Below are 25,328 nucleotides of genomic sequence, written 5' to 3' on the forward strand. Positions count from 1 at the left end.
CCTTGCCGGTGCGGACGCGAAGAAGCGGTCTCTTGCTCGCTGCCAATCAAGTGGGCCAGCTCGCTGTTTTACCGACCGCTGCTCGGCGTTGACGTCGACCATGACAGCGTCTCCTGTATCGTACTCCAATGTGCCGTTTGAATCGTCACCAGTTTGCTTCCGATGGACGGAAGGGGATCGGTGATCAAGCTGAAAGAGATGATGGTGATCCTGGATCTACATAGCAAGGTCTGTTGTTGTCAGCGATCGCTAGGCAGACTGGTATCGATCGCCAGACAGTTCGCAAGCACATCGAGAGAGGGCTGCAGCTCCAGTCTATGGACCTCGCAACCCAAGGGCCGTCGACTGCGATTTGCGTCGTCGTGGTCACACCCAGGAACGACATCGTCGCGACAGCGCTGCGGCAGCCTCCAAAGCAATGTCGTGGTCCTGAAGCGGCAGAGATCCAAGCAACTGACGCTGCCACTAAGAAAGCTCCCGCTCGATCGTCTCAGTCGCCGTGCGTTTGATCAGCTGCGATAATTCGCGTTGAGTTAACCAAATGAGCCAGTCATCGTCTTCAACGTCCCGGTCAGGTAAACTCAAGACCGATCCATGTGCTTCTCTGTGAACATACCCGTACTGATCGGCGATTCCCTTTTGGATCAGCCAAGGAGGCACAAGAGCATAAATGAAATCAGAGGACCATTTTGCCCAGGCCAGCCCAAAGGCAACACCGGCCAGCGTGCGAGCTAAGCCCTTTCCTCTGAAATCATCCCGGAGCCATAAATCGCCGTGATATGCGACGTCTCCCCTTATGTTGCGAGCAGTCGGGGCTCGGCAAACACATGAGGAATCTGGACCGGCATGCCTTGCAGGATCCGCGTAGCAGGCTTTCAATGACTCGAGATGCTCAGCCAAGTCGGTCGTCGTCAGATCGTACACACGTAGCGCCTGAACATGCGCTACTTTTCCAAATGCATCTTCTCCAATGACCCAAAACGCACGGCCAGATTCAAGCTGTGAACAATCCGGCCGGAAGTTCGGGAACGTGGGAGACTTTCCCCCAATCCTGCTGGTAATCGAAATGTACTCTTCAAAGTCCTCGCCCATTTTGAATTGCATTCCTTCTTTGCGGGCTTTCTCATCAAGCGAAGAAATAACCGGGTAGTTGACGACGGGAGAGCACGTCGGAACAGGTTGCGGCAAAATCGAACGTGAGGGGCATCGTCACTGGCCGGATGAAGTTAAGGCGCGGATCCGTGTCGGAGAGTTTGCGACCGGGCGGGACGGTGAACGAGGTGGCAGAGCGCTACGGGCTCGAGCCAAATCACGTGTCGTGGCTGACGAAGGCGCGGCGCTTCATGTTGATTCACCCTGCGCCTGAGTATGCGGTTGAGTTCGCAGCAAAGCCGGTGGACTTCTGCAATTTTATGGAGCGCCGGATCGTGCGGGGTCTGCAGCGGCAATCGCTTGCCGACTGCGGTGTTTGAATGGCGATCCCTCGACGTAATCTGCCGATCGGCTGAGGGACTTCAGCCTGTCAGCAGCTTATCGGGAGCGCGAAAGCGTCCGGCTTGAGCGACGGCGGCATGATCGCGGCAAGCGCCTCAGCGCCTCGAGTTTTTCGCTCGAATCGGCCCCAGGTAGATTTCTGTGCTTTGCAGGCTGCGTGAACAGATGGGTAGCAACTGTGCCGCAGCGCGTGCAAGCTGACCCGCTTGGTCAATTCCACCTGTCGATACCGGAACAATACTCCCCAAATGTGCCGTTTGAATTTTCCCCAGTTTGCGCCGTGACCGGTCTTCCGGGGCACGCCCCGGAAGACCGGTCACATGTCATCACCGATACTGCTTCCGATGGTCGGAAGGGGGATTTCGGTGATCAAGCTGCGGGAGATGATGATGATCCTGGATCTACATCGGCAACGTCTGTCGGTGTCAGCGATCGCCAGGCAGGCTGGTATTCGATCGCAAGACGGTGCGCAAGTACATCGAGCGCGGGCTGGAGGCTTCGGTCTATGGACCCGCAAGCCAAGAGCGACGGTGATCGACCACCCTTTCGCGGTCTATCTTCGCGAACGCGTGCAGACCTATCCCGGCCTGACACGCGCGGCGGCTTTTCCGCGAGATCAAGGATCTCGGCTATTCCGGCGGCTACACGGCGTTGACCGACCTCTTTGCGCGACATTCGGCCGCCGAGCGAACAAGGTTTTGAGGTTCGCTTCGAGACACCGCCGGGCGAGCAGGCGCAGGTCCATTTTGCCCAGTTTCATGTCGTCTTCACCGACGAACCGACGACGCCGAGGATCGTCTGGTTGTTTTCCATCGTGCTGGGCTACAGCCGCCTCATCTGGGCGCGCTTCGTCATGCATCAGAACCTGCCGACCGTGCAATTTACCTGCGTCCAGGTCACCAGCATCGACACGATGGATGCCGCTGGCAATAAAGACCATGTCCATGCCCTCGTTTTTAGCGCCTGCGACGTCCATGCGCAGTGAATCTCCGACTGCGAGCACTTCATGTCTTTCGTGACCGAGGAGGTCGAGCGCACGTCCGTAAGCGGATGAATATGGCTTGCCATGGTAGCGTACGTCTCCTCCCAAAGCTTCATATTGCTCTGCCAGCGTCCCCGCACTATTAGCTAGCCGATCGCCGACGAAACAGGCCTGATCGGGATTGGCGCAGATCATCGGAAGTTTGAGGAAAGCGCATTCTTTAAGCAGTTCTGGGGCTTCATCTATCACCTGTTCACCGCTTGCACCGGTATTCAGAACGAAGTCGGCGTTGTGAGGTAAAAAGACTTCGAAACGGTCCAATCCCGAAAGCAACCGTGCCAAATCAGATGTTCCGAGGTGGAATTAGCGCCGTCCGAGCGCTGCATGCCAGTCGTCAGGCATATTTTTCACAGCCTCGTAGACCCCCGACGTGATAAGATGGTTGTATTGTGATGGGGTTATGCCCATTGACGTTAGCGTTTCAGCAACCTGACGTACACGACGGGGAGCGTTCGACAGGAGCCAAATATCAACCCCGTTGGTCCGCAGCGCTTCAAGGCAGAGATCGCATCAGGAAAAGCAACTTGGCCGTCGTGCAACACGCCCCAAACATCCAGGATTACGCGATACTGGTCCGCGACCTCTGAAATGCCATCGATCATCGTTGTCAGTTGCAAACTCATACAGACCAACTCCTTTCGAAGCCGTTGGCAACAGCTTTTCGCCTCTCAAGCTGTAGTTCGAGCTACCCCGTCGAACTTGGTTAGGACGTCCGGCGAGCATATTTCGCCAACTCAATCCACGTCCAAATTGGGGCAAGCGACATCTCTCGTGCTGCAATCGGGGTGCTTGCTGTACAGGAAGCTGACGGGACTGGCCGAACTCCAGCGCCAGCGCCTCAAGTTTATCTACGGGTCGACTAAACGCAGGAAATCTGACCGGAGGCCGTGGTCGCTTGCCTTCGCACTCGAGGCAACCCGTGGCCCCCTTGCGTGACACCATCTCTCGTTGGTAATCACTTTCCCATGTTGCCCCTGATGTACCCGGCAGTTCCGCCGTGACAGCCTGCGGCTCAGCCCGTCTCCGGCGTCTAGAATCAATGAGGGTTTCAATCGCGGTTCGGCGCAGACCCGACACCCTGCTGTCTTCCCTACCTTTATTTGGGTGTGTAGCTTCAGTTGGAACCTGCCGTCACGCAAACATTAGGAGTCTTCAGAAGGCCTGCCATCTTCACAAGAAATCGCCTCGGCAGGTCTTACTACTAGTTTCAGTGCCCCAGCGTCCGTTCAACCGTAGATACCTCATGGGAACTGGACCTGAACGCGAAATTGGCCGCCGCGAGATCAACAGCATCGTTCACCATCTTAACCTGGTGAGGTTCGGCACACATGATGTGGATCGGATGTGCATGAATCCCCAATGCGGTTTCAAAGAACTCGAGATCGTCATGTGTGCGATGTCGGCTGTTTCGAGCAATCGCCCGAACGAACGCAGGGTCAAACTTATAAACGCCCAACAGGTTCGAATCTGCAGAGGCGTCATCCTGGCCTAGAGCGCGGTCGGGTAGGATTGCTGTAAGGCGCAGCGCATCGTCCGCTAATATGCGCAGGGATCGTCTGCCGTGTGTTTTGCTGACTACGGCAATGTTGCGGTCCTGCAACCGCAACAGGCGCTCGATCAACTCGAACTCGATGACCACATTTTCGGTGAACACCAGAACGTCCCGATCGACGTGAGCAATTTCCTTTATCGTTGCTGCGTCCACGAGACGTCCGGCGTTCGGCGTTGGCAGAGCTCGTAAGCAGAGCTCCATCCCATCCAGCTCGCCACCAAGATCGCTGGCGATGTCGCCCAAAGTCCCCTGGGCCAAGACCATGGCCCTCTGCACCCCCGCGCGTGCCAGTTGAGATAATAAGCGTCGCAGAACCGAGGTGCCGTCAACCACGCCCAGGGCTGCTGGAAAGCACTTTTCGCCGGTCGAGATCGTCTTTTGTGGGTCGGTGATGACAATCGCCAAGCTTTGAACTGCAAGCATTTGCCGATCCTCGAACTGAAAACGTCCTCAAATCTAGCTGAGGATCGAGCGCTCTATCCACTACCAAGCCAAATAGTTGCTAAGCGTGCTTCAAGTTGGGAGTATGGTAAGATGCGCCGAAGAGCTGGTGTGTCGAAGCATCGATGTTCTAACCAACACATGACACGGTCGGCCGTGGTGCGGGCAGGCCCTCTTCATCCCATCGACGCCAATCCTCCATTCGCGGGCTCCGCAATCAGCAGGAACCAGTGCGATTGCGCCCGCAAACAACTGTTGAACGGTTTGATGATGGCATTTTGCATTTTTGCACGGCTTTCCGAGGCCGTGAAGTCTAGGACAACAACGTTGGCATAAGTCAGAGGAGATGGCGGGACATGAAATCGGCGCGCTGCCTAGCACCTTTTCAGTGGCAGACTTCCGACACACCACCAGGTCCAGTTTCCGAGCGGGCCACAGAGCTTCCCGCGAATGACGTCCCCAGCATCTCCCCGGTCCAGCGTTGACGCCGGCTCACGAATCAAATCGCTCGAGCATCTTGTTAAGCTCCGCGTTCTGCAGATGAAGTTTTTGAGCCAGCCGTCGTCGCAGCTCTTTGATTTCTTCGTCGAGGATTGCCACTTCGTTGAAGAAAGGATCCCCGGAAGACAGGGTTGTACGCTTTGCGCTTCGTTTGTGGCGACAGCGCTTCGCGCAACACCCGGGTGCGGGCTCTCTTCGGACGTTCTCGGGGCTTGATCCGCGGTTTTCCTTGGGGCTTTTTGCTTTTCTCGCTTTTCGGCCCCAACGTCTTCGCGTCGGCACCCGAGTGATTGGTTTCACTCGGGGCCGGGGTTTGAGCAGCTTCACTATCAATCGGCAGGCTCATTGCCTGCGCGGCATTGGGATCCATTTTCGCCTGGCCCGATGACTTCGACACTTGATCAACTGAGACCTTCGCATCGTGATCAGGTGCGCCAGAAACTTCCGTTGGAGTATCGGACGAAAGTGCCGACCGGTCTTCCGCTTGGCTTTCGAGACCCTCGGGATCAGCGTCATGCGCGACCGAATTCTCTTGCACTTTCGCCGGTCGTCGCCGCGACGACCGCTCAACAAGGAATTTCCAGGTGATTTCATAGTGTTCCTACCTCGAAAACGTGGCTGCGTTCCCGCTCCAGCGCCGTGGTCTTCACACGTGGTCCGGCCACGTACCTTGACATCTGGTCAGCGAATCCCTCCCCTGCTCAACATGGACTGAGGGTCATTGTCTCGACCAGCGCCTTTTGATGATCGCATGACGGTGTCCACGAGCGGCATTGCACTATCCAAGGGCCGGCACCATCCTGGCGCCGAGAGCTTAGCGCCGGGCCGCCGCAGGGAGCGCCTGATGGGCAGCGCACTCCGACCCTCGTTCGGAAGATGCAAAACGCTAGTCCCCGTTGGGTACATTTGATTGGAATGGTTCGCTTGCATCTAACGAAAGGATTCGACGGAAATCCCCCGACCGGTCGGGTCCAACGGCAATGCGGCACAAGACGAAAACGGATAATGTGCACTGTCAGTGAGTGCGCGTCCTCAGTTCCTCAACGTTCACGACGCTGTCAAAAACATAACCCGTGCCCCGCTCCGTGCGAATATACTGCGGGCTCGAGCCAGTGCGTTGTCCCAGCTTGCGGCGAAGGCGCAGGATTTGAACATCGATGCTGCGGTCATAAACCTCTTGGTGATAGACGCGCGTTGCCACCAGAAGCTGCTCGCGCGAAAGGACCCGGCCCGGATTTTTGAGAAAGGCCATCAGGAGGTTGAACTCGCCCGCAGTGAGCTTGACCTCACGATCCGTCCCGCGGCGCAAGCGGCGACGCTTCGCGCTGACGCGCCAGTCATCGAAATGGAAGATCTTGTTGCAGTCACGCCCCGGCCACTCGCGCAAAGCGGCCCGCACGCGGGCCAGAAGCTCCGGCAAGCCGAAGGGCTTGGTGATATAGTTGCGCGCTCCGGTTTCGAGTCCGGTCACATTGCCAGCCACGTCAAGGTCGTCACCGCTGTTGATGATGATGATCGGAAGGTCTATTTTGGCGCCAAAATCCCGAACGAGCCGAAGACCATCTTCTGGGCCGAAGCTCAAATCAATAATTGCAAGATCAATCGCTTCGGAAGCCAACTTGACGGCGGCTTGCTGGCCGTTCTCCACCGCTCTGGCGCTAAACTCATGCTTAGACAAGGAGTCCACTACCAGTTCTCTCAGCGAAGCGTCCTGACTGATAACAAGAATATTCTTCATAATCACTCCCGCTGATTGCAGCTTTGTGTTCGGTAAGCAAATAGGAACGGGTGGGACAATATTCATCAGCGCATAGCAGAATAGCGCAAACAAATAGCGCTATGCGTAGCGTGCGCAGCGGACCAGGAACTGAGTTCTCCAGCCCCATCTTTGACGGCGCGTTCTGCTGATTTCACTCAGAATATTGCCGGAGCGGTACAGCTACACTGTGGGAGACCGGCCCCTCTTCCAGGTCTCCGTTGGACTCCAGTCATTTAGCACCGTCGTCGGCGTCTGTGCACCTCGTAGATTGTTTTTCCCTTCAGTCTTCAATCCCGTTCAGATTTATTTCACTTGAAACCTCGGAAAAATTGACATCCTCGTGTATTGAGCGAGACTGGTCGGCGCGAACTATCAGTAATAATTGGAAGCTTGCTTGAGGCTAACTTCTGCAAGAAAGTTCATGTGATGGACTATTTGTTACAAGAACCAAAACGCCGTGTGTCGTCACGCGACATCGCTGCATCTATTCTCACAGCTATTGCTGTTGCTGGCTCGCGGAATGAACTCTCCTGTCCGTAAGCTTTGAGCGACTGGAGAGCCGCGCCGCAATGTCGGGCGTGTCCGAAGACAGGAGTTAAAAATGAGTAGATTGATCGTTGTGTCGAACAGGGTTTCACTGCCCGATGAACATGGCTCATCGCCACCGGGCGGCTTGGCCGTTGCGCTGAACGCCGCGCTTCGGCGAAAAGGCGGTCTCTGGATGGGATGGTCGGGGAAGGTACAGGCCGAGGAACAACCGGCGGCGTTGATGGAAAAGGAGGTCGGCGGCATCACTTACGCGCTTACCGATCTCTCGCAGAAGGACCTTGAAGATTACTACTACGGCTTCACCAACCAGGTTCTTTGGCCGATCTTCCACAATCGTGCAGACCTCGCTGAATATTCCGAGGCGCGAGAGTCCGCATATTACCGCGTCAACGGACTGTTCGCAGATCAGTTGGAGCACGTCCTCAGGACGGACGACGTCATATGGGTGCACGACTATCACCTGATCCCGCTTGCTGAAAAACTGCAACAGCGTGGCCACAAAAACCGGATCGGCTTTTTCCTGCATACTCCCTGGCCGCCGGCGGACATCCTCTTCACCCTGCCCAACTATAATACTCTGCTGCGCGGGCTTTCGTGTTATGACCTCGTCGGCTTTCATACCGAAAACGACCGCAACAACTTCGCCGAATGCCTGCGCCGCCAGGAATTGGGGGATCTCCACGGAGACGACTGCCGAGCGTATGGAAAGGAGTTTCGCTGTGGCGTGTTTCCGATCAGCATCGACACGGCCGCGTTCGCGAGCCTCGCAGGGCGCGGCGACGATCTGCAGGAGAGCTTTTGCAGGCTTGCCGGATTTGACGTCGCCATCGGCGTCGACCGTCTCGATTATTCCAAGGGCATCGACCAGCGCATCGTCGCCTTTAACCGCTTCCTACGGAGCAACAAGCATCGCATGCGCAAGACTGTGCTGCTGCAGATCACCCCGAAATCCCGCGACAAAATACCGGCATATCAGGCGATGCAAAAGGACGTCGCCGAGTTGGTGGGGCGCGTCGATGGGGAACTCGGAAGCGTCGGTTGGGTGCCTGTGCACTACATCAATCAGTCGCTCGGCCAACCGGAACTGGCCAGCCTCTACCGCAGGGCACGCGTCGGTCTCGTGACGCCATTTCGCGACGGCATGAACCTGGTGGCGAAGGAATATGTCGCTGCGCAGGACCCGCGTGACCCGGGGGTTCTCGTGCTCTCGCGCTTTGCAGGTGCCGCCAGTGAATTGGGCGAAGCGATCCTCGTCAATCCTTATGACGGGGAGGACATGGCGAGAGCCATAGAAACGGCCCTGGATATGCGGCGAGATGAGCGGATTAGGCGATGGACACCGATGATGGAGAGGCTTCGCGCGCACGATGTCTATCGCTGGTGCGACGACTTTCTCTCAAGCCTGGATCCGCCCAGAGGTTCGATGCCGTCGTTGGAACCGGCCTTGCCAGTAGCAGGCTGACTTCGACTAGTAACCAGCGAGCAACGGCCTCGCGCGCGGTGGCGAACGTGTCGTGATGGTAACACCACGATGGATGACAGACCTTTCCGGGACTGGCCGGTCGGGTCTAGTCGACGGCGAGGACCGGGGCGGAGAACTCACGGTTGCGTCAGATAATCAGGCTCGTTGCGGCATCCGCGAACGCGCCGGCTCGGTCGCTGGCTCGAAGAGATCGCCTCCAACACCGTGTCGAGCGCACGACCGCCCCACCGAACCCGCAAGAGGCGCTCGTGGCGAGGTCCGCCGAGCGTCAAGCATTCCGCTGATCGCTAAGCCAATAGATTGGCCGATGTCGATCCGGCTCGTGAACTCGCTGATGGGCTCAGCACGCTCGGCCTACAGCCCGAGCACACTGAATTAGGAAGATCGGAGACGAAGGCCGTGGATAACTTCGCTTGCAATGGCAACACTTCAAATGGGCCGGGGCGGCCGCAACTGGTCGTCGCAGGCCGTCCCGCCGCACGGCGACGGCAAATGCTAGCGTCGATTGACCTGAACATGCTGTTGACTCTCGGGGCGCTGCTGGAGCACCGCAACGTGACACATGCGGCCAGACACTTGGGCCTGAGCCAACCGCCGGTAAGCCGAGCTTTGACCAGGCTGCGTGGCATTTTCAATAATGATCTTTTGGTTCGCGGCTCGGCCGGCATGGTTCCGACGCCGCACGCCGAACGCTTGGCGAAGACGCTGCCGACGGCGTTGGATTCGATCCGCGGGATGGTGAGCCGCGGCTTTGCCCAGGGCGAATGGCGGTCAACGGTAAGAGTGGCAATGCCTGATCATCAAGCGGTGGTGCTGCTGCCCCCTCTCCTACCGCTGTTGCGCGAGCGCGCGCCTAATCTAGACATAGTGACCGATGCGGTCCTAGCTGGAGCGCTCCGACGGCTTGAGCACGGCGAGATCGATTTGGCCGTTGGGCAGATCGGTACGGCTCCACAGGGCTACTTTCGGCGCAGGCTCTACACCGAGCACTTTGCTTGCCTGCTACGCAGCAACCACCCAGTCCTGGCGCAGGAATGGACAATCGACACCTTCGCGGCCTTGCGCCACGCCACCATTGCCTCTGGTACTAAGGACGGTTTCAGCCGCGTGCATGACGAGTTGGTCGAGCTGGATCTTCTCGGTCGCGATCCGGTGCTCGTTTCCAACGTCCTGACGGCCGCGTTGGCGATCGTCGCGAACGATCTGGTGCTGGTTGTACCACGCCGCGTCGCAACCAGGATCGCCGCCTTGCTGCCGCTAGCGATTGTCGATCCCCCTGTGCAGTTGACGCCCCACGAGGTCGCGCTCATCTGGCACGAGCGTTGCCATCGCGACCCGGACCATCGTTGGTTACGCCAGGAGATTGCCGCCGTGGCGGCGGGAACAGAGCTGAAGAAAGGGCGCGGGCACCCGGCTGATGCGTGGTCGAGGCAATGAGTATCACGCGATCCGAAATCTGTTCCGATTGTAGCGGAGACAGTTCGATATCTTCTTGTCCGCCGGGAGCCGATGCTGGTTACGCTGGGCCAACACAACGAACTCGACGCGAGCCCTTTTCGAGCAAGAATTTGAAGCGAGGGTTTTCGGCAATCTGCCAAACAAACGCGTATTCGCACACTCCACCATCTACACACCCTAAGTCTCCCCTCGTCGGCCGCCGTCCGGCGCGCCAAAACTTTAGTAGGCCACATCCTGAGGGTGAATCCGAGGCGCATGCATCCATTTTGGCCGCGTATCTTGGGTCCGATCCCGTCACACGTATGTTGTTGGCCCAAATGGCGAGCTCTCTGCCGCAGGTTGATATCGTTGATCACCGTTTGTTGAGGCGGGGACGCTTCGCGCAAATCGTCATCGTCGATTGCCGCGACCAGGCGCAAAACAAGTACGGTCGCGCGAAGCTCTCATCCGAACTAGTGCAACTAGCCTTGGTTGCGGAAGGCAGCCTGGACCGAAGGGCAGTTTTCTCCAACGGGTACTCCGACTACCTGCTGTGGCCGCCGGTAGAGCGGGAAGTTCTGAGTAGACTTGCCGCCTGCCTCGCCGAGATAGCGCGGCGTTCGGCGCGGCCATTCTTCTCAGCCGATCCCCTGGTGCAGGACTCATGCGATCTGCTCACCCAGCGGGTGGACCAGCAGATAACCCTCAGCAACTTGGCTCGCACCCTCGGCACCAATAAGACGACGCTCGTGAACCGCTTCGAGGCATCCTTTAACTGCGGCCCTATGACTTGGTTGCGGCACTACCGGATGACCTTGGCTGCCGCGCGCTTGCGAAGCGGGCACGAAAGCGTCGCCAACGTCGCAGAGTCCTTGGGGTATGAGAACAGCAACAACTTCTCAACAGCGTTCAAGGCGTTTCATGGCCTTTCGCCGCTACGCTACCGCAAAATGGTCGTGGGCAGAGAAAAGCCTGCCTGACGCAAAGGTCGAGACCGGAACGAACTGGTATACAGCAACGAAGTCCCGAAATGGTCTTGCACTGAAGTTGGTGCGCATGCCGGGCACCTCACGGCTCTTACAGCAACGCTCAGATCTCCCAAGGAGGCAAGCATGTCGAACGGGTTTGCAATGGATATTCACGAGTATGAACAGGGCTATTCGGACAAGAACTACGAGGCAGCGAGGGCGTTTTTCCGGGGCAAGCCCCTGGCTTTGGCCCAACTAAATGCTGCGCCCCCCAGCGACGACACGATCGCGAACGATCAAGGGACAGTACAGTTTCACCTCATCGGCCAGAAAACAGACGACCCCACCTACAGCGGCATTATGAATGAGAACCAAGACAACCTCCTGGCTATAGGAGGACTCATTCACGACTACATGCACACCCATCATCCCGCTATCGATTCGCAAAAGCTTGACATCAACACCTGGACAGATGTTGTTGCCAACATCCCCGACGTCTCGATCGGCGGCCAAAAGCAGAAGAGTTACTTAAACAGATTTGCCGGCACCTCTGTCTCGGCCGCCTTTCTCTCGTTGCTTGCCAAGGCGATCATCACCGACGGCGCATCGCTGCTGCTTGAGTTCAACACCTTCCTCGCGGCGATGGGCAACCTCACCTTCAGCGCTGGTGGCAAAGCCCAGCAATACAAGGCACTGACATGCACCTACCAGAGCTACCTTCTCGACAATGGGGTAGGCGGATATTACGATTACGGAGCAATCGTTCTGCGGCAGATCGAGTTCAAAGAGCACTTCCTTCGGCTGAAGTCCTCATGCTCATCAACGCGATACGTCAACGTCAACATGGACTATACCGAGGTCACCAATCTGGTTCAGACCCGACGGATCCGCAAAGGCGGCCCCGACCACGAAAACTTCCAGGGGCTCGTGAATGAAAACTCCACCGACCAGTTCAAGAAGGCAAAGAACTTCTTCAACGGCGGCTCGAGCCCGCAAGGAGACATCATACCGCAGGTCTGATCCTCAGACCTCTGGTGCGCGAAAGGAGCGCACCGAACCAAGGGCCCGTCGTCCGCGTCTGGACGCGAAGAGGCAGTCCGGCAAGCCTTCGCGAAGCTGCCGATGCGCTGTCGCGCCCCAGTGCTGGCGAACCGGTCTCGCAGTCAAAAGAGGAATCAAACATGAACCCCTTTGCAAAAACAACTGCCGGCCTTCATCGGTGCGCGCAGCCGTCGGGGCGAACGTCAGCCCTTGGCAGCAAGAATAACGACTTCTACCTAACTGCGCGTGATCCGAGTAGGAATGGTCTTCCGGAGGTCTTCACGTCTATGCCTGCCTGCTCGGCAGGGCTGACTGCCTGCGCTTTGCGAGATTCTACAAGAGGTCGATTTCGGCGGTGTTTTCCCAAGAATAGCCGCTGGCTGCAAACCGGTACGTCCAATGGGCCTTGCGCCGCCGACTGACAAGTCGTGGTTGAAGCGCTCGACAAGAATCCAGCGGCAACCAAAACTCGCCCATGCCAAGGCGCTCTCGGCAGCCGCTCGTTGCAAGTGAATACCGCACATACCACTGAGACCGCACTCGCCCTGCCCGCCCGAGGCGCTTCGGCACCCAAACCTGCGATGGCAACGGGCCCAGCCCTAGTTTCAGAAGAAATCGATGTGGAGCAAGGCATGCCGCTCAACAACTACGCTGTTCTCAGAGACAGATCGATCAGCAGCCGCCTCCTCCGGTTCCACACCGCGTACGAACTTCTCGCGCCCGAGAACGGTGCCCTACACCGAGTCGCAGTTACCGTTCGCTCGTGGGGTGGGACGCGAAGTCGATTGTACGCCTTGTGAGAAGGGGGAAACCGATGGGCTATCGTCACGATTTCTCGAAGGCTGACGGATGGTCCGCAGCGGATGTCAGCGTCCGCCTCAACAATAACGCGGGCCGGACATTTCTCACATTCTTGCGAAGTTCGGGGGTAAACACTGTCATTCGGTATTACGCGATTTCCGCAAGGCTAAAAACCATCACGCCCGAGGAAGCGAAACTGCTCTCTAGGGAAGGCTTTGGCATACTACCTGTTTTCCAGGACAGCAGCCGCCACATCTCCAACTTCTCGAGCGCGATCGGCACGGCGAATGCAAAGAGTGCTATGGACTTCGCAAAACGCATCGGCCAGCCAAAAGATAAAGGCAGTACGATTCTGTTCGCCGTGGACGCGGACTATACGGCTACCCAGATCGACGGCCTCATCCTCGACTACTTCCAGGCAATTAAAGACGAGATCAACGGCACTTTCGTCATTGGCGCCTATGGTAGCGGCGCCGTGCTTTCAAAATTACTCGCGGAGGGCCTGATCACGGTTCTATGGATATCCATGTCAAGGCTATTCCTTGGAACCGAGCAATTCTTCTATTCCAACCGATGGTGGATGCGGCAGGTACCTCCAGAGCTTACCCATGCCACCTCTGGGGTGGTCTATGATCGCAATATCGTAAGGCTTCCGCGGCGGGAGATCGGGGCCTACCAGGTTGATGACTCGGGCGTAGGCTCGCTGGCTTAGGACCAAGACGCCGATGCGACCCTCGACGGCACATACCGCCTTGCGGTGAGCGAAATGGATTGATGGCCGCACTCGACTAGTCAGAACAGAGGGATTGCGGCTGCGACACACGCCAAGTGGCCCGTCATTCGCCAGCTTACGATCAGAGCGCCCGTGCTGGCAGTCGACGCCACGTCTTGAGGACGGCTGGCGCAAAGCGTTAAGGAAGGCGTCGCTGCGCATCCGCGGATACCCGCGAAGGCGCAAATTCCGCTTCTTATCGGCTCAATGCCGATTTTGTCGGTATGCCCGCCGTTCTCGGCTCTCGTGTCGGCCGAGGCGTACTCGGGCATGGATATGTGTGCCGGGGTTCGCTATAGACGGAAGGTGTCGCGATTGCTCGCGATCGTGTTCGGCTAACATCCAGGTAAGTGCACAGCCGATCGGGGAAGAACTGGTGCATGAGCGATGGAAGCAACGATCGGCTCATAAGCGCTGGGCGCACGCGGAAGCGAGTGCTAGCAGTTCCGGCACAGCCTCGATGTAGAAGTAGGTATGCTCCGGGTTCGCATGCCCCGAGATAGGTCCTCGGCTTGATCGTCTCCCGGCTGGATCCATGCCCGACGGGTACCAGATCGGGCATGGTGCGGCCGGCAATGGCGTGGCCCCCATTGTGGATTCGCGGGGCGCGGGCGCGCCTATGGAACCTTAGCCATTCCGGAAAGCCAAGCGACTGGCGGACCACGGCGAAGTTGTATCTGGCCCGCCGTATTCCCGACCCGCTCGACAGGATCCGGGACGAAGAACGGCCATGAACTTCGCTCGAGCAGCCGATCCCGCTCATCTGCCTAGGGAGCGAGTTGGAGGCCAGTGCACTTCTAGACCGAGATCAGCGGGCCCTTGCGAGCTTTCCCTTCCGCAAAGTGAGAACGCATGTTTCAAGATTGACATCATTGCTGTCGAGTGAGAGAGCCTCGCTGTCCTGACGGCCGGTGACAGCCATCAGCCCAAACAGGACCGAATACATTAACGCGCGGAGGCTTTCGCCCTATCACATCATGTCCATTCCACCCATTCCGCCCATGCCGCCCGGCATTGCCGGAGCGTCCTTCTTCGGCAGTTCGGCGATCATGGCTTCGGTGGTGACGAGGAGGCCAGCAACCGAGGCTGCATCCTGGAGCGCGGTGCGAACGACCTTGACCGGGTCGATGATGCCCATGGCGATCATGTCGCCATATTCGCCGGTCTGGGCGTTGTAGCCGAAGTCGTCGCTGTTCTTCTCGAGGATCTTGCCGATAACGATGGAAGCTTCGTCACCAGCGTTTTCAACGATCTGACGGGCCGGAGCCTACAGCACCAAAATATAATGATAATCGAAGACGACGTGTACGCAACCTTCGCTGCGCTACGGCCGATCTCTGATATGCGGCTTCGCACGCCTTCATGGATACCAATTCGGTGTTGTGGCGAACAATGGCGTGCTGTTCGACTACAGTGCGCTGAAGGGCGCTCACTTCATCCAATTGTGCGATATGAACCGGACGCCGGTGTTGTTCTTGCAGAACATCACCGGCTCATGGTTGGCAGCGAATATGAGCAGCGTGGCATCATCAAAAATGGCGCCAAGCTACTCGTGGCCGTGTCTGGAGTGGCGGTGTCCAAATTCACGGTCATTTGTAACCATTCTCACGGTGCGGGAACATTCGCTATGGCAGGCCGCGCTTTCGATCCGCGTTTTCTGTTCACCCCGGCCGCAGGCTCAGATTTCAGCCATGGGTGCCGATCAGGCGACGCGAGTGCTTACGGATGTCAAGGCAAAGCAACTGGCGGTCGATGGTAGGCGCTTATCGGCGCAAGACTACGAGGTCCGAGACAGTCGATTTTGGAAGACTATAGGGAGCAATCAAGCGCATACTACGCAACGTCTGAAATCTGGGACGACGGGATCTTGATTCTGTCGACACCAGAACCACGCTCGCAATCGCCGTGAGTGCTTCGCTCAATGCTCCCCTCGAGACGCCACATTACGGCATCTTTAGAATATAGTGGTTGCAATCTGGTGAGCGTGGGCTGCGCCGATTGTACCAACAGGATGGAATCGAGCTTGATTATGCAACGAGAATGAACTCGGCGGAATCAACACGTCAAAAAAACACCGGAAAATCTCTCGGGAAAAACCAACTGGCTCCCTGTCGGCCTTCCTCCCGACCGAAATACCTGCAAATTATGCGGACGGATCTAAGTGACAGAAGACACAGGAGAAGAACATTGAGCCAATCGCGCTTGGCCAGCGAGCAACGGAAACTCGAACTGGCGAGCCGGGTCGTCGCTGCCTATCTAAGCCACAATATCGTTCCTGCCGCCGACTTGGCCAATCTTATCCAGCAGACGTATTTCTCGCTGTGTGGGACCTCTCCGCCAGATAAAGCGGAGGCTGCCGTCGAGGAACAGCGCCCCGCCGTCCCGATCAAGAAGTCGGTAACAGCAGACTTCATCATATGCCTGGAGGACGGTGAAAAGTTCAAATCGCTTAGGCGCCACCTGATGGCGAAGTACGGCCTCACGCCGCAGCAATATCGAGAAAAGTGGGGGCTCCCGACTGATTACCCCATGATTGCTTCAAGCTATGCTCACAAGCGTTCCGAGCTTGGTCGCGCTTCCGGTCTAGGAAAGAAACGGCACCAGAGCCAGGACCTCGCGCTCGCAAGAAAATCGGTCTGAGTCGGCCGCGGCAATATGGCCGAGATCAGATGGCCGGGCGCCGGATCGAATATTAGCAGGCCGTGACCGCGTAGAAATGATCTTTGACTGAAGGAGCCCTAATCACATCGATCTGGCGATTCGGTCAGACCGTTGAGAAAATCCTGACACCAGCGCGTAACATTGTGTCCCAGCAAGCGATCCGTTATCGCCTTCCAATGCTCCTTCCGGTCTTCCAGCGGCATGCTGAACACGCGCTCCATAGCGTTTGCGGTACCTTCTATCTCGTATGTATTGACGAGAAGCGCTCCTTGTAGCTCGCGGGCAGCGTCCACGAAGCGCGAACAAGCACACCCGGATCGTCGGGATCCTGCAACATCAGCCGCTGGACCTAGTGTCTATTTGCCCGGTTCGGCGCCGTCGAAAACAAATTGAATCCGGTCAGCGGCGTAGCAGGTCACGTGGCACCATACGGGTCTGCCGTCTGCGTCCACTTCCACTGCTTTTTTCTCGACCACCGGTCTTGATGGAGATTGATCGAGAAGTTTGGCTTCCTCTTCCGTCGGCATTCGCGCGATGACCTTGGCGGTGCCGGGCCACAAAGAGGCAAATCCAAATTTCGCCATGGCGATTTCGACATCCGCCTCGGGGCCCATAGCCTCCACGAAGCCTGAGAAGCGAGGCAATTCCAGAAAATTGGTGCTGAATGCCACCGGTCGACCGTTACTTTCCCCAAGTAGCTGTACTGACAGCACGGTCGTTTTGGGAGCGAGCTCGAGACACGAACATACCCATATGTCGGCTTGCCTACCTTCAGCGTAGATCAGCTTTCGACTTGGCAGCTGGTTGTTGGACCGAACATTCTGAGGAAATGTCACACGCGAGGCCAGGCGGTATTCAAGCACATCGCTTTCGATGAATGCGCCGCGGCCATGCTCGATCCTGATAAGTCCTTTATTCTGAAGGATTGCAAGCGCCTTGCGAGAGGTCATGCGGCTGACGCCAAATCGTTCGGCGACCTTCGTATCGGCAGGCAGCCGGCCTTCCTCATCGAACGCACCTACGAGGATCTCGCGATGCAAGGTCTCCACGATCATTTTCCAGCGGGGTTGTCCTGAGGTCCCAGACGCGTGTGAGCTCATGATTGATTCTTTCTGTCATGCGGCTGTTACAGAAACTCGTATATACGAGTCGCCAATCGCCCGGCAACGAAAGAGATACGTCGGCTGGACGCGCGTGCAAAGTCTCCTCAAACAATGGATTTGGCAATGCTCAATCATCCCATTTCCCGCCGCATGTTCAACATCTCACTCGGCGCCTCCGCTCTTGCGGCGATGACTCGCCCAAGTCTGGCGCAAACAAGCGCTAACCCGACCAAGGGCGGCCGGCTCAGGATCATGTTGCAAGAGACGGCTTCGTCTTCCCTGCTCGATCCCACCAAGATCGCTTCCTGGGGCGTCTACTTTGCCTACTCAACCATCGGAGAAAGATTGGTCGGCGTTGACAGCCGCCTCAACCCTGTCGCGATGCTCGCAGAGAGCTGGGAGCCGGTGAACAACAGGGTCGATGGCTGGGTATTCAAGCTGCGTCGCGGCGTCGAATTCCATAACGGCAAGAGCCTCACGGCGAAGGATGTCATCTCCAGTCTGAACCGCCTTCGCGACCCGGCTTTGCAGTCGCCGTTGCGCGTCCTTCTTGAGCACATCACCGACCTCATGGAGGAAGATGCGTATACCCTGCGGTTCACGCTTTCCCGCCCGGATGCAGATTTTCCCCTGCTCCTGGCACAGGATCGGTTCTACATCTTCCCTGAGGGCTTCTCGACCTTTGATAAGCCAATAGGCACTGGTCCTTTTGTGGCTGATGGATTGAATCCCGCTGGCGTCAATGTCTACCGCCGCTATCAAAACTACTGGCAGAGCGGTAAACCCTATCTGGACGAGGTGGCGTTCCAGGGAAACCAGGACGCCGTCGCACGCGTCTCGGCTCTCCTCGCTGGCGATGTGGATGCCGTGCAGTCGATCAACTTCACGCTCGCGACGCGCATCGCGGCAACATCTGGCTTCCAGGTTGTGTCCTCTCCAAGCGGCGTGCACAACGTCGTTGCGATGCGGACCAACGCAGCGCCCTTTTACCGGCCCGAGCTTCGCGAGGCGATGAAATACCTGTTCGACCGCGAGCAAATGCGCGATCGCCTTTGCGCCGGCCATGCGCAGATCGGCAATGATCACCCCATCCCGCCCTTCAGCTCGTTCTACCATACCGAGTTGCCGGTACGCGCCTATGATCCCGATCGCGCCAAGGCGATCCTGCAGAAAGCGGGCCTGAGCATTCCGTCACAGGTGCTGCATGCCTCCGACGCCGTGACGCCCGGCGTTGCGGTTGATCTCGCGCAAATTTACGCCGACGGTGCGCGCAAGGCGGGCATCTCGCTCGAACCGAAGCGCGATCCGGTCACCGGTTATTGGGACAATGTCTGGCTGAAGCAGCCGCTTATGGTGAGCGGATGGGGCACGCGCTTCACGCCCGACCTTATGCTGCGCGTCGCCTATCGCTCCGGCGCGAAATGGAACGAAACACACTGGAGCCATCCGAAGGTGGACGCGATGATGGACGAAGCGGTTGCCACCACCGATGTCAACCGGCGTCGCGAACTGTACTGGGCGATCCAGGAGGCGATCCACAACGGCGGCGGCGCAGGCATCCCGCTCTTCTTCGATCAACTCGACGCCATCTCCGGCAAGGTGAAAGGCGTTTCACCCTCGCCCCTTGGCTCATTGACCGGCCCAGCTATGGCTGACCTTTGGCTTGATCAGAGCGCCTGATCCGCGATGTACGATCATTCGTTGACTTATGAGCGAGACGAGCGGAGGTCGCCCTTGGCGAACCTTCCCTCGTTTGCTCTTGAATTGGCTATAAGGGTTGCCATTCTTCTGGCTGCTGCTGCCCTGATCTTCTTCGGGACGGCACTCATTCCTGGCGACTTCGTGACGGAGTTGCTTGGCCAGGACTATACGCCGGAACTTGCCGCCCAGTTGCGCCACAGCCTCGGACTGGATCGTCCCTTGCCGGAGCGCTTCGTCACCTGGCTGTTTCACTTCCTTCAAGGAGAATTCGGCCAATCGTTCACCAGCCGCATACCGGTCTGGGACGTCGTGGAGCCGCGTCTTGCCAATACGCTGATGCTTGCCGGTGCCGCTATTTGCTGGTTTCCGCTTGCCCTGGCGGCCGGCGTGGCGTCGTTCCTCGCGCCACCGCAGATCCGACGCTTCCTTCAGCTCTTGATGCAAGTCGTGCTCTGCGCACCGGAGTTTCTAATCGCCTATGTGTTCATCTACGTCTTTGCCGTCCAGCTCCAATTGCTGCCGGCCGTTTCTCGATTGGCGCCGGATCAGTCGCTATCCGAGCACATTCGCGTCCTCATTCTGCCAAGCGCGTGTCTTGGCGTCGGCATGATCGCCTATGTCGGTCGCATGCTGCTGTCGCTGTTGCTGATGGAGGAGAAAAAGGATTATTTCGAATTCGCTCGCCTGCGCGGGTTCAGCCGTAGCTGGATTGCGCTGCGCTATGCGGTTTCGGCGATCCTCCCTTCGATCATCAACCTCCTGCTCATTTACTGCGCCTATCTGCTGACTGGCGTGCTGGTGATCGAGGTAGTGTTCGGCATTTCCGGCATCGGGGAGTTAGCCGTGTCATCCGTCGTTTGGCGGGACATCCCGGTCCTGCAGTTCTGCGCGGTGTTCATCACTGCCATCTATGTGGGCATCTACTCACTGTCGGACCTGATAGCCGGCCGAATTAGCAGAAGAGGCGCGCTATGAGACCAGCCAGCTCCGAACCGCAGCACACTCGAGAAACCTCCAGTATTCTTGAGGTCAAGAATCTGTCGGCCGTCATATCCAACTCCGCCACTGGTGGTCGGCGCATTGAGAAGCTGGGCATGGAACTGAAGCCCGGCACGCTATCAACCATGACCGGGCCCTCCGGCGTCGGCAAGACAAGTCTTTGTCTCGCTCTTATGGGGTGGATGAGACCCAATGTTCGCATCCTGAATGGCGAGGTGCTTTTGGGCATGCGCCAGGTGCTGCAGATGCAGCAGCGGCAGAAACAGGCTCTGTGGGGACGCGAGATTCTCTACATTCCGCAGTCCTCCGCGACGGCGCTCGTGGCGTCGCGCGATGTTGTCAGTCAGATCTCCGAATTTGCTCGTGACACCGCGCAAAAGCGGGGGGAACGCCGCGATCTCCTCCAAGCCGCGTTTCAGCGGCTGGAGGTTCCTGGCTTCGGGGAGGATCGCTACCCGCACCAATATAGCGGCGGGCAATTGCAGCGCATCCTGATCTCGACGGTGTTTTGCGCCACGCCACGACTGATCATTCTCGACGAGCCGACAACTGCACTGCACGCAGACCTCAAGGCAGGCGTCATGCGGGACATCAAGGCCCGCGCTCAGGAAATTGGTGCTGCAGCGCTCGTGATATCGCACGAACTGCCATTCTTCGCTGAGTGTTCAGATCAGACCATCGATCTCAGCGGCTATGTCATTTCGGATGAAAAGCCGAAGCCGGTGCGTCCGGCGCCACAGGTCATTGCCACACCTCGGTCCTCACATGTATCCCGGTCTTTGCCGGCTGAGCAGCCACGATTGCAAGTCGATGGACTTTGCGTCAATGCACCGAGTGGACGTCCGCTGCTTCGCGATGTGGCCTTTCAGGTGCGGCCTGGAGCCTGCCTCGGGGTCATCGGCCGTTCTGGCGCCGGCAAGACGACGATCCTGCGTAGCTTGCTTGGGCAGCATGGCGATGCCAAGGGCACCATCGAGGTTGATGGCGAGCGGATGCCGTTGTCCTACTCCCGTCGGACGCTTGAGCAAAAGCGGCGGCTCGAATATGTGCCACAATCGGTGAAGCTGCATTTGAACCCGGCGCTCAGCGCTGACTATCTCCTCCGCAGGCGGCTACGCCAGGCTGGGCGCGATCATTCCGACGACTCCGTCGTAAACGTGCTTGGGCAAGTCCTCTTGCCCCCTGACTACCGTCACAAACGGAGCGCTGAACTTTCGGGGGGCGAGTGTCAACGGCTTGGCATTGCTCTGGCGCTAGCCACCAATCCGGCAGTTTTGCTGCTCGACGAAGTCACGGCGTCGCTCGATCCGGCGAACGCGCACGTCATCGCCGATATCCTCGACAAGCACAGGGCCAGCGGCAACATCGCCATGCTTCTCGTCTCGCACCAGCCGGAGATCGTGGCGCGCCTTGCAAGCGATGTTCTCGAACTGCGTGACGGTCAGGTCGTGCACCCCGTTCGAAAGAAGCATGGACCCTCCGCACCTCGGGTTGTGAATGGGGGAATTTCCTATCGTGAGAGTGAGCCTCGGCAATGCGCGCTTTGACATTCATTGGCTTCGTGCTGTTCTTCATGGTCACACCGTATGTCATTGGGACATCGGCGGATACATTTTCGGGCGGCGGCTTGTTCGAAAGCCCGTCGCCGGCACATCCATTGGGGACCGATTATCTCGGGCGTGACATGCTGCTCGAGATCCTTCGAGCGGGTAGCGTGACGATGTTCATCTGCGCCGCAGCGACGGTGCTGTCGTTAGTGTGCGGGCTCACCTGCGCGGCACTGTCGAGTGCTCTGCCGTCGATCCCGGGGACAATCCTTGCACGTGGCATGGACGCCCTGAACTCCATTCCCAGTCTGATCATCGCGTTCGTGCTCATTGCTGCGTTCGGATCGACCACCACGAGCCTCATCGTCATCATCACCGTGGTCGAGTTCACGCGAGCCTATCGCTCGCTCAAGGCGCCGGTCATCCAAATCTTCGCCGAGCCATTCGTCGAGCTCTCCCGAATAAGAGGGGAAGGGTTCGTCTATCTTGTCACGCGAGATGTCTGGCCGAACCTTCGCCCTTACGCAGCAGTCGAACTCGTCAATCGTTTCGTTGCCTGCCTGATGTTTCTGAGCGCGATCAGCCTGCTCGGGATTGGCGTCCAGCCGCCAACCACCGACTGGGGGACACTGATCAAACTCAATGCAACCGGTCTTTTGCTCAATTCGGCCGCGCCGCTCATCCCCGGGCTTTTCATTCTCGTCGCCTCGCTGCTCGCGCTTTTTGCTGCCTCCAATGCTTCTCGCCAACTGGACTTCTCAAAATCATGACGAAAATATTCCTGCATTCCTACGGCCTGCGTTACCAGTATCGTCACAGGCCGGGTTTCGACGTGTTCTCGCTTGTCGATCTGGCTGCCGATCTAGGGTTCGACGGGCTGAACGTCTCCTGCTTCGAACTCAACAACTATCTCGAAATCTCTGGAATCGAGCCGGCGCATCTTCGCAAGCTTCGTGCCTATCTTGAAAAGCGCGGCATCCTCATTGACATCGAGACCGCCGGAACCGAGCCGGCGCACCTCGAGAGGTTGCTCGGCATTGCACGGGAAGTCGGTGCAGGGTACTTGCGGACCTATACGAACGGAACTCCGGATAGGCGGCTTCGGGTTGAGGAAGCCAAAACCAATCTTTCCCAAGCCGCACTTGCAGCCGAGCGGGCCGGCATACCCGTGCTTCTCGAAAATCACGAGGATCTCGCGGCCTGCGAGGTCGCTGAAATCCTGGAACACGTCTGCAGCCCATGGATACAGGGCATGTTCGACTACGTGAACTCAATGCTGTTCTACGAGGATCCATTGACTTCCCTGGAGTTGATGCGTCCTTGGATAAGGTCGGCGCACCTGAAGGATTGTTTGATTCTGCCCCCAGGGGAGGGTGGCCTGCTCGGCGTGCCGATCGGCGCAGGCCATGCGCCCGTCGCTGAAATGACTGCAGCCCTTGTGAGCTCCGGTGTCGACCGCGTCTGCTTCGAGAACACCTGGGGTTATCAGGCGGCGATGCGAGATCGCCGGGGGAGCGCCAAATTGGGAAAGGGCTTTTTCCAACATCCCGGCCGGCCACTTCGTGAACCTGGTGAATATACTCACGTACACGATCTCCTGGCAAGAGACCCAGGAAGAGTCGCCGAGCTCGAACATTGGGCTCTCCGGCAATCGCTGCAGTGGCTTAAAGCTGAGCTTCCGGCATTCGCCAACATCAATATCCCCGAACTGATGATGCAACAGGATGCGGCGGAAAGCGCCGCCTTGGCGCACTACTAGTACCGCTCAAATGTGCAACTGTTGCTACTACTCGCGATCAAATACAAACTTTATTCGGTCCGCCGCATAACAGGCGACGTGGTATCGAAATGGCTCTTCTTCATCGTCTAAGTCGGCATTTTCCTTCTGTACTACCGGTCGCGCCATTGATTGATCTAAGAGAGCAGCCTCCTCAGACGTCGGCATCCGCGCAAACACTGTAATAGCCTTCGATTTGAGCCTGCTAACACCGTAGGCGAGAAGAGCGCGCTCAACGTCAACCTGCTCTCCCATTGCTTCAACAAATTTGCCGTATCGTTGAGCATCTAAGAAGCTTCGGCTAATTGCGAGAGGACGGTTGCCCACAAACCTGAGCAAATCAATGATCAACAGACCGGTCCCCTCGGGAATTCGCAAGCGATCAGCAATTTCCGGAGCTGCAGTTTCGAATCTGTGAGACAAAAGCTGCCGCCGCGTTTGGCTGTCACTCTCTAGAATGTTCTGCGAACAAGCCATTCTATGTAAAATGCGGTATTGAATGACGTCTTGTTCAATAAACGTCCCTTTTCCGTGCACAATTCGGATTAGCCCCTTACTCTGCAAACTCGCCAGCGCCTTCCGGGCGGTCAGCCGACTAGCGCCGAAGCGCTTAGCCACTTCGCTGTCCGCTGGCAGAGTCCCGTCGGGTCCAAATGCTCCTGTGAGAATTTCTTTCGAGAGGGCCTCTTCAATTACCCGCCATTTTGCTTGTTTACTATTCACCCCTTCTGACCCTGCTTTCTTGGCCGTGTCTAGGCAGTAACTTTCGCCTTCACCATCTGGTCTTCAGCTGTACAGTCCAACTCGTGGTTTCATGCGGCAATCGAAGTTCTCGAACGCCGCCAGTCTGCCCTTCAATCCAGGAAAGCAGTTCTTCCCACCGTTCTGCGCCGACCTGACTGGGGATGTCGTGCACCCCACGCCAGGACAACAAAAAGCGCTCTGGATTTTTTAAGACGATATGCTGACGATGAATCTGCAAGCACTCCGTAAATGTATCGGGGAGATGAATGACATCCTTGAGGCGCGCCATCAGGTCGCGTACGCCGGGTATGACCCGCTTAAGTCCAGGAAAAGTAGTGGAGATATGATTTTCTATCACGGTCCGTATTTCGCAGTTTTGCTGATCAGGTAAGCAAAACATGATCGAAAGAAAGCCGCCGGGCCGGAGTATTCTCCTCATCTCATGTAAAGTGGCCTGCGGATCCATCCAATGGAAAGCATTACTAACAATCGCCCAATCCACTGAATGGTCGGGCAATGAAGTGTTCTCTCCTGTTCCGGACCGCCATTCAAACGCTTGAGAAGCGGCCATTAGTCGCTTCCCTTCACTAAGCATTTCGCCATTGGGCTCGACCGCAAATCCTCTCAAGTGTCGAGACGAAAGGTCAATGGTTAGCTTCCCAGTTCCGGCCCCAATATCCGCAACAGTGAAGTCGACGTTCGACGCACATACATGACCCGTCAGAAGATCTAGGACAACGTGGTCGTAATCAGCCCGTGCAACGTAGTAGGAGGCGGTAGTGGAGAAGTCGCCGTATTTGTAGTTTACGTTCATGATCAACTCCTCTATTGAGCCCCGTCCAAAGTTAGCAACCTTCGCTCTATGATTGGAAATGCAGTGGACGAATAAATGGCTGAGATTGCCGCCAATACTGAATAACGGAACTCATACTGATCTATTCATCGACTATTATATG

At 57.4% G+C, this 25,328-nt stretch carries 19 protein-coding genes and 5 pseudogenes; 14 read left to right on the forward strand and 10 right to left on the reverse strand.

Features of this window, described 5'->3' with window-relative positions:
* Nucleotides 1-465: 465 nt before the first annotated feature.
* Complete coding sequence (locus PYH37_RS30840) at nucleotides 466-1,092, reverse strand: hypothetical protein (protein ID WP_280736234.1); 627 nt, start codon at nucleotides 1,090-1,092, stop codon at nucleotides 466-468.
* Nucleotides 1,093-1,271: 179 nt separating this feature from the next.
* Here PYH37_RS30840 and PYH37_RS30845 point away from each other — a divergent pair, with 179 nt between their 5' ends.
* Entirely contained in the window at nucleotides 1,272-1,472 is a 201-nt protein-coding gene (locus PYH37_RS30845; RefSeq protein ID WP_280736233.1) for a hypothetical protein, read from the forward strand.
* A gap of 387 nt (nucleotides 1,473-1,859) precedes the next feature.
* Nucleotides 1,860-2,371: pseudogene (locus PYH37_RS30850) on the forward strand (IS21 family transposase); the annotation flags it as partial.
* A gap of 84 nt (nucleotides 2,372-2,455) precedes the next feature.
* Here the strand turns inward: PYH37_RS30850 and PYH37_RS30855 are convergent.
* From PYH37_RS30855 to PYH37_RS30870, 4 genes and pseudogenes are all read right to left on the reverse strand, one after another.
* Nucleotides 2,456-2,725, reverse strand: a pseudogene (locus PYH37_RS30855) (HAD hydrolase-like protein); the annotation flags it as partial.
* A gap of 1,018 nt (nucleotides 2,726-3,743) precedes the next feature.
* The gene (locus PYH37_RS30860; protein ID WP_280736232.1) at nucleotides 3,744-4,511 is read right to left on the reverse strand and encodes a hypothetical protein; all 768 of its coding nucleotides are present in this window, start codon (nucleotides 4,509-4,511) and stop codon (nucleotides 3,744-3,746) included.
* Nucleotides 4,512-5,049: 538 nt separating this feature from the next.
* On the reverse strand, nucleotides 5,050-5,568 hold the full coding sequence (locus tag PYH37_RS30865; protein ID WP_280736231.1) for a hypothetical protein: 519 nt from the start codon (nucleotides 5,566-5,568) through the stop codon (nucleotides 5,050-5,052).
* Nucleotides 5,569-6,045: 477 nt separating this feature from the next.
* Nucleotides 6,046-6,768, reverse strand: coding sequence for a winged helix-turn-helix domain-containing protein (locus PYH37_RS30870; RefSeq protein ID WP_280736230.1), 723 nt, complete (start codon nucleotides 6,766-6,768; stop codon nucleotides 6,046-6,048).
* Nucleotides 6,769-7,390: 622 nt separating this feature from the next.
* On the opposite strand from PYH37_RS30870, the gene PYH37_RS30875 reads away from it, so the two are divergent.
* The 5 genes from PYH37_RS30875 (at nucleotide 7,391) to PYH37_RS30895 (ending at nucleotide 13,780) form a co-directional block, all read left to right on the forward strand.
* A complete protein-coding gene (locus tag PYH37_RS30875; protein ID WP_280736229.1) occupies nucleotides 7,391-8,800 on the forward strand; it encodes an alpha,alpha-trehalose-phosphate synthase (UDP-forming) in 1,410 nt (469 codons plus the stop codon).
* 513 nt (nucleotides 8,801-9,313) lie between these two features.
* Nucleotides 9,314-10,258 (forward strand): LysR family transcriptional regulator, encoded by a 945-nt coding sequence (locus PYH37_RS30880; protein WP_342394692.1) that lies wholly within the window; start codon nucleotides 9,314-9,316, stop codon nucleotides 10,256-10,258.
* A 338-nt stretch (nucleotides 10,259-10,596) separates the two neighbouring features.
* Complete coding sequence (locus PYH37_RS30885) at nucleotides 10,597-11,238, forward strand: helix-turn-helix domain-containing protein (protein ID WP_280736708.1); 642 nt, start codon at nucleotides 10,597-10,599, stop codon at nucleotides 11,236-11,238.
* 132 nt (nucleotides 11,239-11,370) lie between these two features.
* Nucleotides 11,371-12,246, forward strand: coding sequence for a hypothetical protein (locus PYH37_RS30890; RefSeq protein WP_280736226.1), 876 nt, complete (start codon nucleotides 11,371-11,373; stop codon nucleotides 12,244-12,246).
* 835 nt (nucleotides 12,247-13,081) lie between these two features.
* The gene (locus tag PYH37_RS30895; RefSeq protein ID WP_280736225.1) at nucleotides 13,082-13,780 is read left to right on the forward strand and encodes a glycoside hydrolase domain-containing protein; all 699 of its coding nucleotides are present in this window, start codon (nucleotides 13,082-13,084) and stop codon (nucleotides 13,778-13,780) included.
* 1,030 nt (nucleotides 13,781-14,810) lie between these two features.
* On the opposite strand, the pseudogene PYH37_RS30900 reads toward PYH37_RS30895, so the two are convergent.
* Nucleotides 14,811-15,107, reverse strand: a pseudogene (locus tag PYH37_RS30900) (TCP-1/cpn60 chaperonin family protein); the annotation flags it as partial.
* A gap of 115 nt (nucleotides 15,108-15,222) precedes the next feature.
* Between PYH37_RS30900 and PYH37_RS30905 the strand changes: the two are divergent.
* A pseudogene (locus tag PYH37_RS30905) lies at nucleotides 15,223-15,599 on the forward strand (carboxyl transferase domain-containing protein).
* Between the two features lie 428 nt (nucleotides 15,600-16,027).
* Entirely contained in the window at nucleotides 16,028-16,480 is a 453-nt protein-coding gene (locus PYH37_RS30910) for a Ros/MucR family transcriptional regulator (protein ID WP_280736224.1), read from the forward strand.
* A 98-nt stretch (nucleotides 16,481-16,578) separates the two neighbouring features.
* Here the strand turns inward: PYH37_RS30910 and PYH37_RS30915 are convergent.
* Together PYH37_RS30915 and PYH37_RS30920 are read right to left on the reverse strand one after the other, a co-directional pair.
* A pseudogene (locus tag PYH37_RS30915) lies at nucleotides 16,579-16,832 on the reverse strand (trehalose-6-phosphate synthase); the annotation flags it as partial.
* Between the two features lie 25 nt (nucleotides 16,833-16,857).
* The gene (locus PYH37_RS30920; protein WP_280736709.1) at nucleotides 16,858-17,556 is read right to left on the reverse strand and encodes a UTRA domain-containing protein; all 699 of its coding nucleotides are present in this window, start codon (nucleotides 17,554-17,556) and stop codon (nucleotides 16,858-16,860) included.
* A 171-nt stretch (nucleotides 17,557-17,727) separates the two neighbouring features.
* Between PYH37_RS30920 and PYH37_RS30925 the strand changes: the two genes are divergently transcribed.
* The 5 genes from PYH37_RS30925 (at nucleotide 17,728) to PYH37_RS30945 (ending at nucleotide 23,610) form a co-directional block, all read left to right on the forward strand.
* Nucleotides 17,728-19,284: an ABC transporter substrate-binding protein gene (locus PYH37_RS30925; RefSeq protein ID WP_280736222.1), complete on the forward strand. Its 1,557-nt coding sequence runs from the start codon at nucleotides 17,728-17,730 to the stop codon at nucleotides 19,282-19,284.
* 54 nt (nucleotides 19,285-19,338) lie between these two features.
* Nucleotides 19,339-20,280: an ABC transporter permease gene (locus tag PYH37_RS30930; RefSeq protein WP_280736221.1), complete on the forward strand. Its 942-nt coding sequence runs from the start codon at nucleotides 19,339-19,341 to the stop codon at nucleotides 20,278-20,280.
* A gap of 119 nt (nucleotides 20,281-20,399) precedes the next feature.
* Nucleotides 20,400-21,851 (forward strand): ABC transporter ATP-binding protein, encoded by a 1,452-nt coding sequence (locus tag PYH37_RS30935; RefSeq protein WP_280736220.1) that lies wholly within the window; start codon nucleotides 20,400-20,402, stop codon nucleotides 21,849-21,851.
* Nucleotides 21,839-22,621, forward strand: coding sequence for an ABC transporter permease (locus PYH37_RS30940; protein ID WP_280736219.1), 783 nt, complete (start codon nucleotides 21,839-21,841; stop codon nucleotides 22,619-22,621). The genes PYH37_RS30935 and PYH37_RS30940 overlap by 13 nt, the downstream gene beginning before the upstream one ends.
* Complete coding sequence (locus tag PYH37_RS30945) at nucleotides 22,618-23,610, forward strand: sugar phosphate isomerase/epimerase family protein (protein WP_280736218.1); 993 nt, start codon at nucleotides 22,618-22,620, stop codon at nucleotides 23,608-23,610. Before PYH37_RS30940 ends, PYH37_RS30945 begins: the two co-directional genes overlap by 4 nt.
* Nucleotides 23,611-23,637: 27 nt before the next feature.
* On the opposite strand, the gene phnF is transcribed toward PYH37_RS30945, so the two are convergent.
* Nucleotides 23,638-24,351, reverse strand: coding sequence for a phosphonate metabolism transcriptional regulator PhnF (phnF, locus tag PYH37_RS30950; RefSeq protein WP_280736217.1), 714 nt, complete (start codon nucleotides 24,349-24,351; stop codon nucleotides 23,638-23,640).
* 49 nt (nucleotides 24,352-24,400) lie between these two features.
* Nucleotides 24,401-25,186: a class I SAM-dependent methyltransferase gene (locus PYH37_RS30955; protein WP_280736216.1), complete on the reverse strand. Its 786-nt coding sequence runs from the start codon at nucleotides 25,184-25,186 to the stop codon at nucleotides 24,401-24,403.
* Nucleotides 25,187-25,328: the final 142 nt, after the last annotated feature.

This window comes from Sinorhizobium numidicum (assembly GCF_029892045.1).
Lineage (GTDB): Bacteria > Pseudomonadota > Alphaproteobacteria > Rhizobiales > Rhizobiaceae > Sinorhizobium > Sinorhizobium numidicum.

What these genes read in the sequence shown, in the direction of transcription:
- PYH37_RS30870 (WP_280736230.1), bottom strand. Translation starts at nt 6,768, where the DNA reads ATGAAGAATATTCTTGTTATCAGTCAGGACGCTTCGCTGAGAGAACTG.
- PYH37_RS30890 (WP_280736226.1), top strand. Translation starts at nt 11,371, where the DNA reads ATGTCGAACGGGTTTGCAATGGATATTCACGAGTATGAACAGGGCTAT.
- PYH37_RS30885 (WP_280736708.1), top strand. Translation starts at nt 10,597, where the DNA reads ATGGCGAGCTCTCTGCCGCAGGTTGATATCGTTGATCACCGTTTGTTG.
- PYH37_RS30920 (WP_280736709.1), bottom strand. Translation starts at nt 17,556, where the DNA reads ATGATCGTGGAGACCTTGCATCGCGAGATCCTCGTAGGTGCGTTCGAT.
- PYH37_RS30875 (WP_280736229.1), top strand. Translation starts at nt 7,391, where the DNA reads ATGAGTAGATTGATCGTTGTGTCGAACAGGGTTTCACTGCCCGATGAA.
- PYH37_RS30895 (WP_280736225.1), top strand. Translation starts at nt 13,082, where the DNA reads ATGGGCTATCGTCACGATTTCTCGAAGGCTGACGGATGGTCCGCAGCG.
- PYH37_RS30840 (WP_280736234.1), bottom strand. Translation starts at nt 1,092, where the DNA reads ATGGGCGAGGACTTTGAAGAGTACATTTCGATTACCAGCAGGATTGGG.
- PYH37_RS30860 (WP_280736232.1), bottom strand. Translation starts at nt 4,511, where the DNA reads ATGCTTGCAGTTCAAAGCTTGGCGATTGTCATCACCGACCCACAAAAG.
- PYH37_RS30945 (WP_280736218.1), top strand. Translation starts at nt 22,618, where the DNA reads ATGACGAAAATATTCCTGCATTCCTACGGCCTGCGTTACCAGTATCGT.
- PYH37_RS30940 (WP_280736219.1), top strand. Translation starts at nt 21,839, where the DNA reads ATGCGCGCTTTGACATTCATTGGCTTCGTGCTGTTCTTCATGGTCACA.
- PYH37_RS30935 (WP_280736220.1), top strand. Translation starts at nt 20,400, where the DNA reads ATGGAACTGAAGCCCGGCACGCTATCAACCATGACCGGGCCCTCCGGC.
- PYH37_RS30925 (WP_280736222.1), top strand. Translation starts at nt 17,728, where the DNA reads ATGCTCAATCATCCCATTTCCCGCCGCATGTTCAACATCTCACTCGGC.
- PYH37_RS30880 (WP_342394692.1), top strand. Translation starts at nt 9,314, where the DNA reads ATGCTAGCGTCGATTGACCTGAACATGCTGTTGACTCTCGGGGCGCTG.
- PYH37_RS30955 (WP_280736216.1), bottom strand. Translation starts at nt 25,186, where the DNA reads ATGAACGTAAACTACAAATACGGCGACTTCTCCACTACCGCCTCCTAC.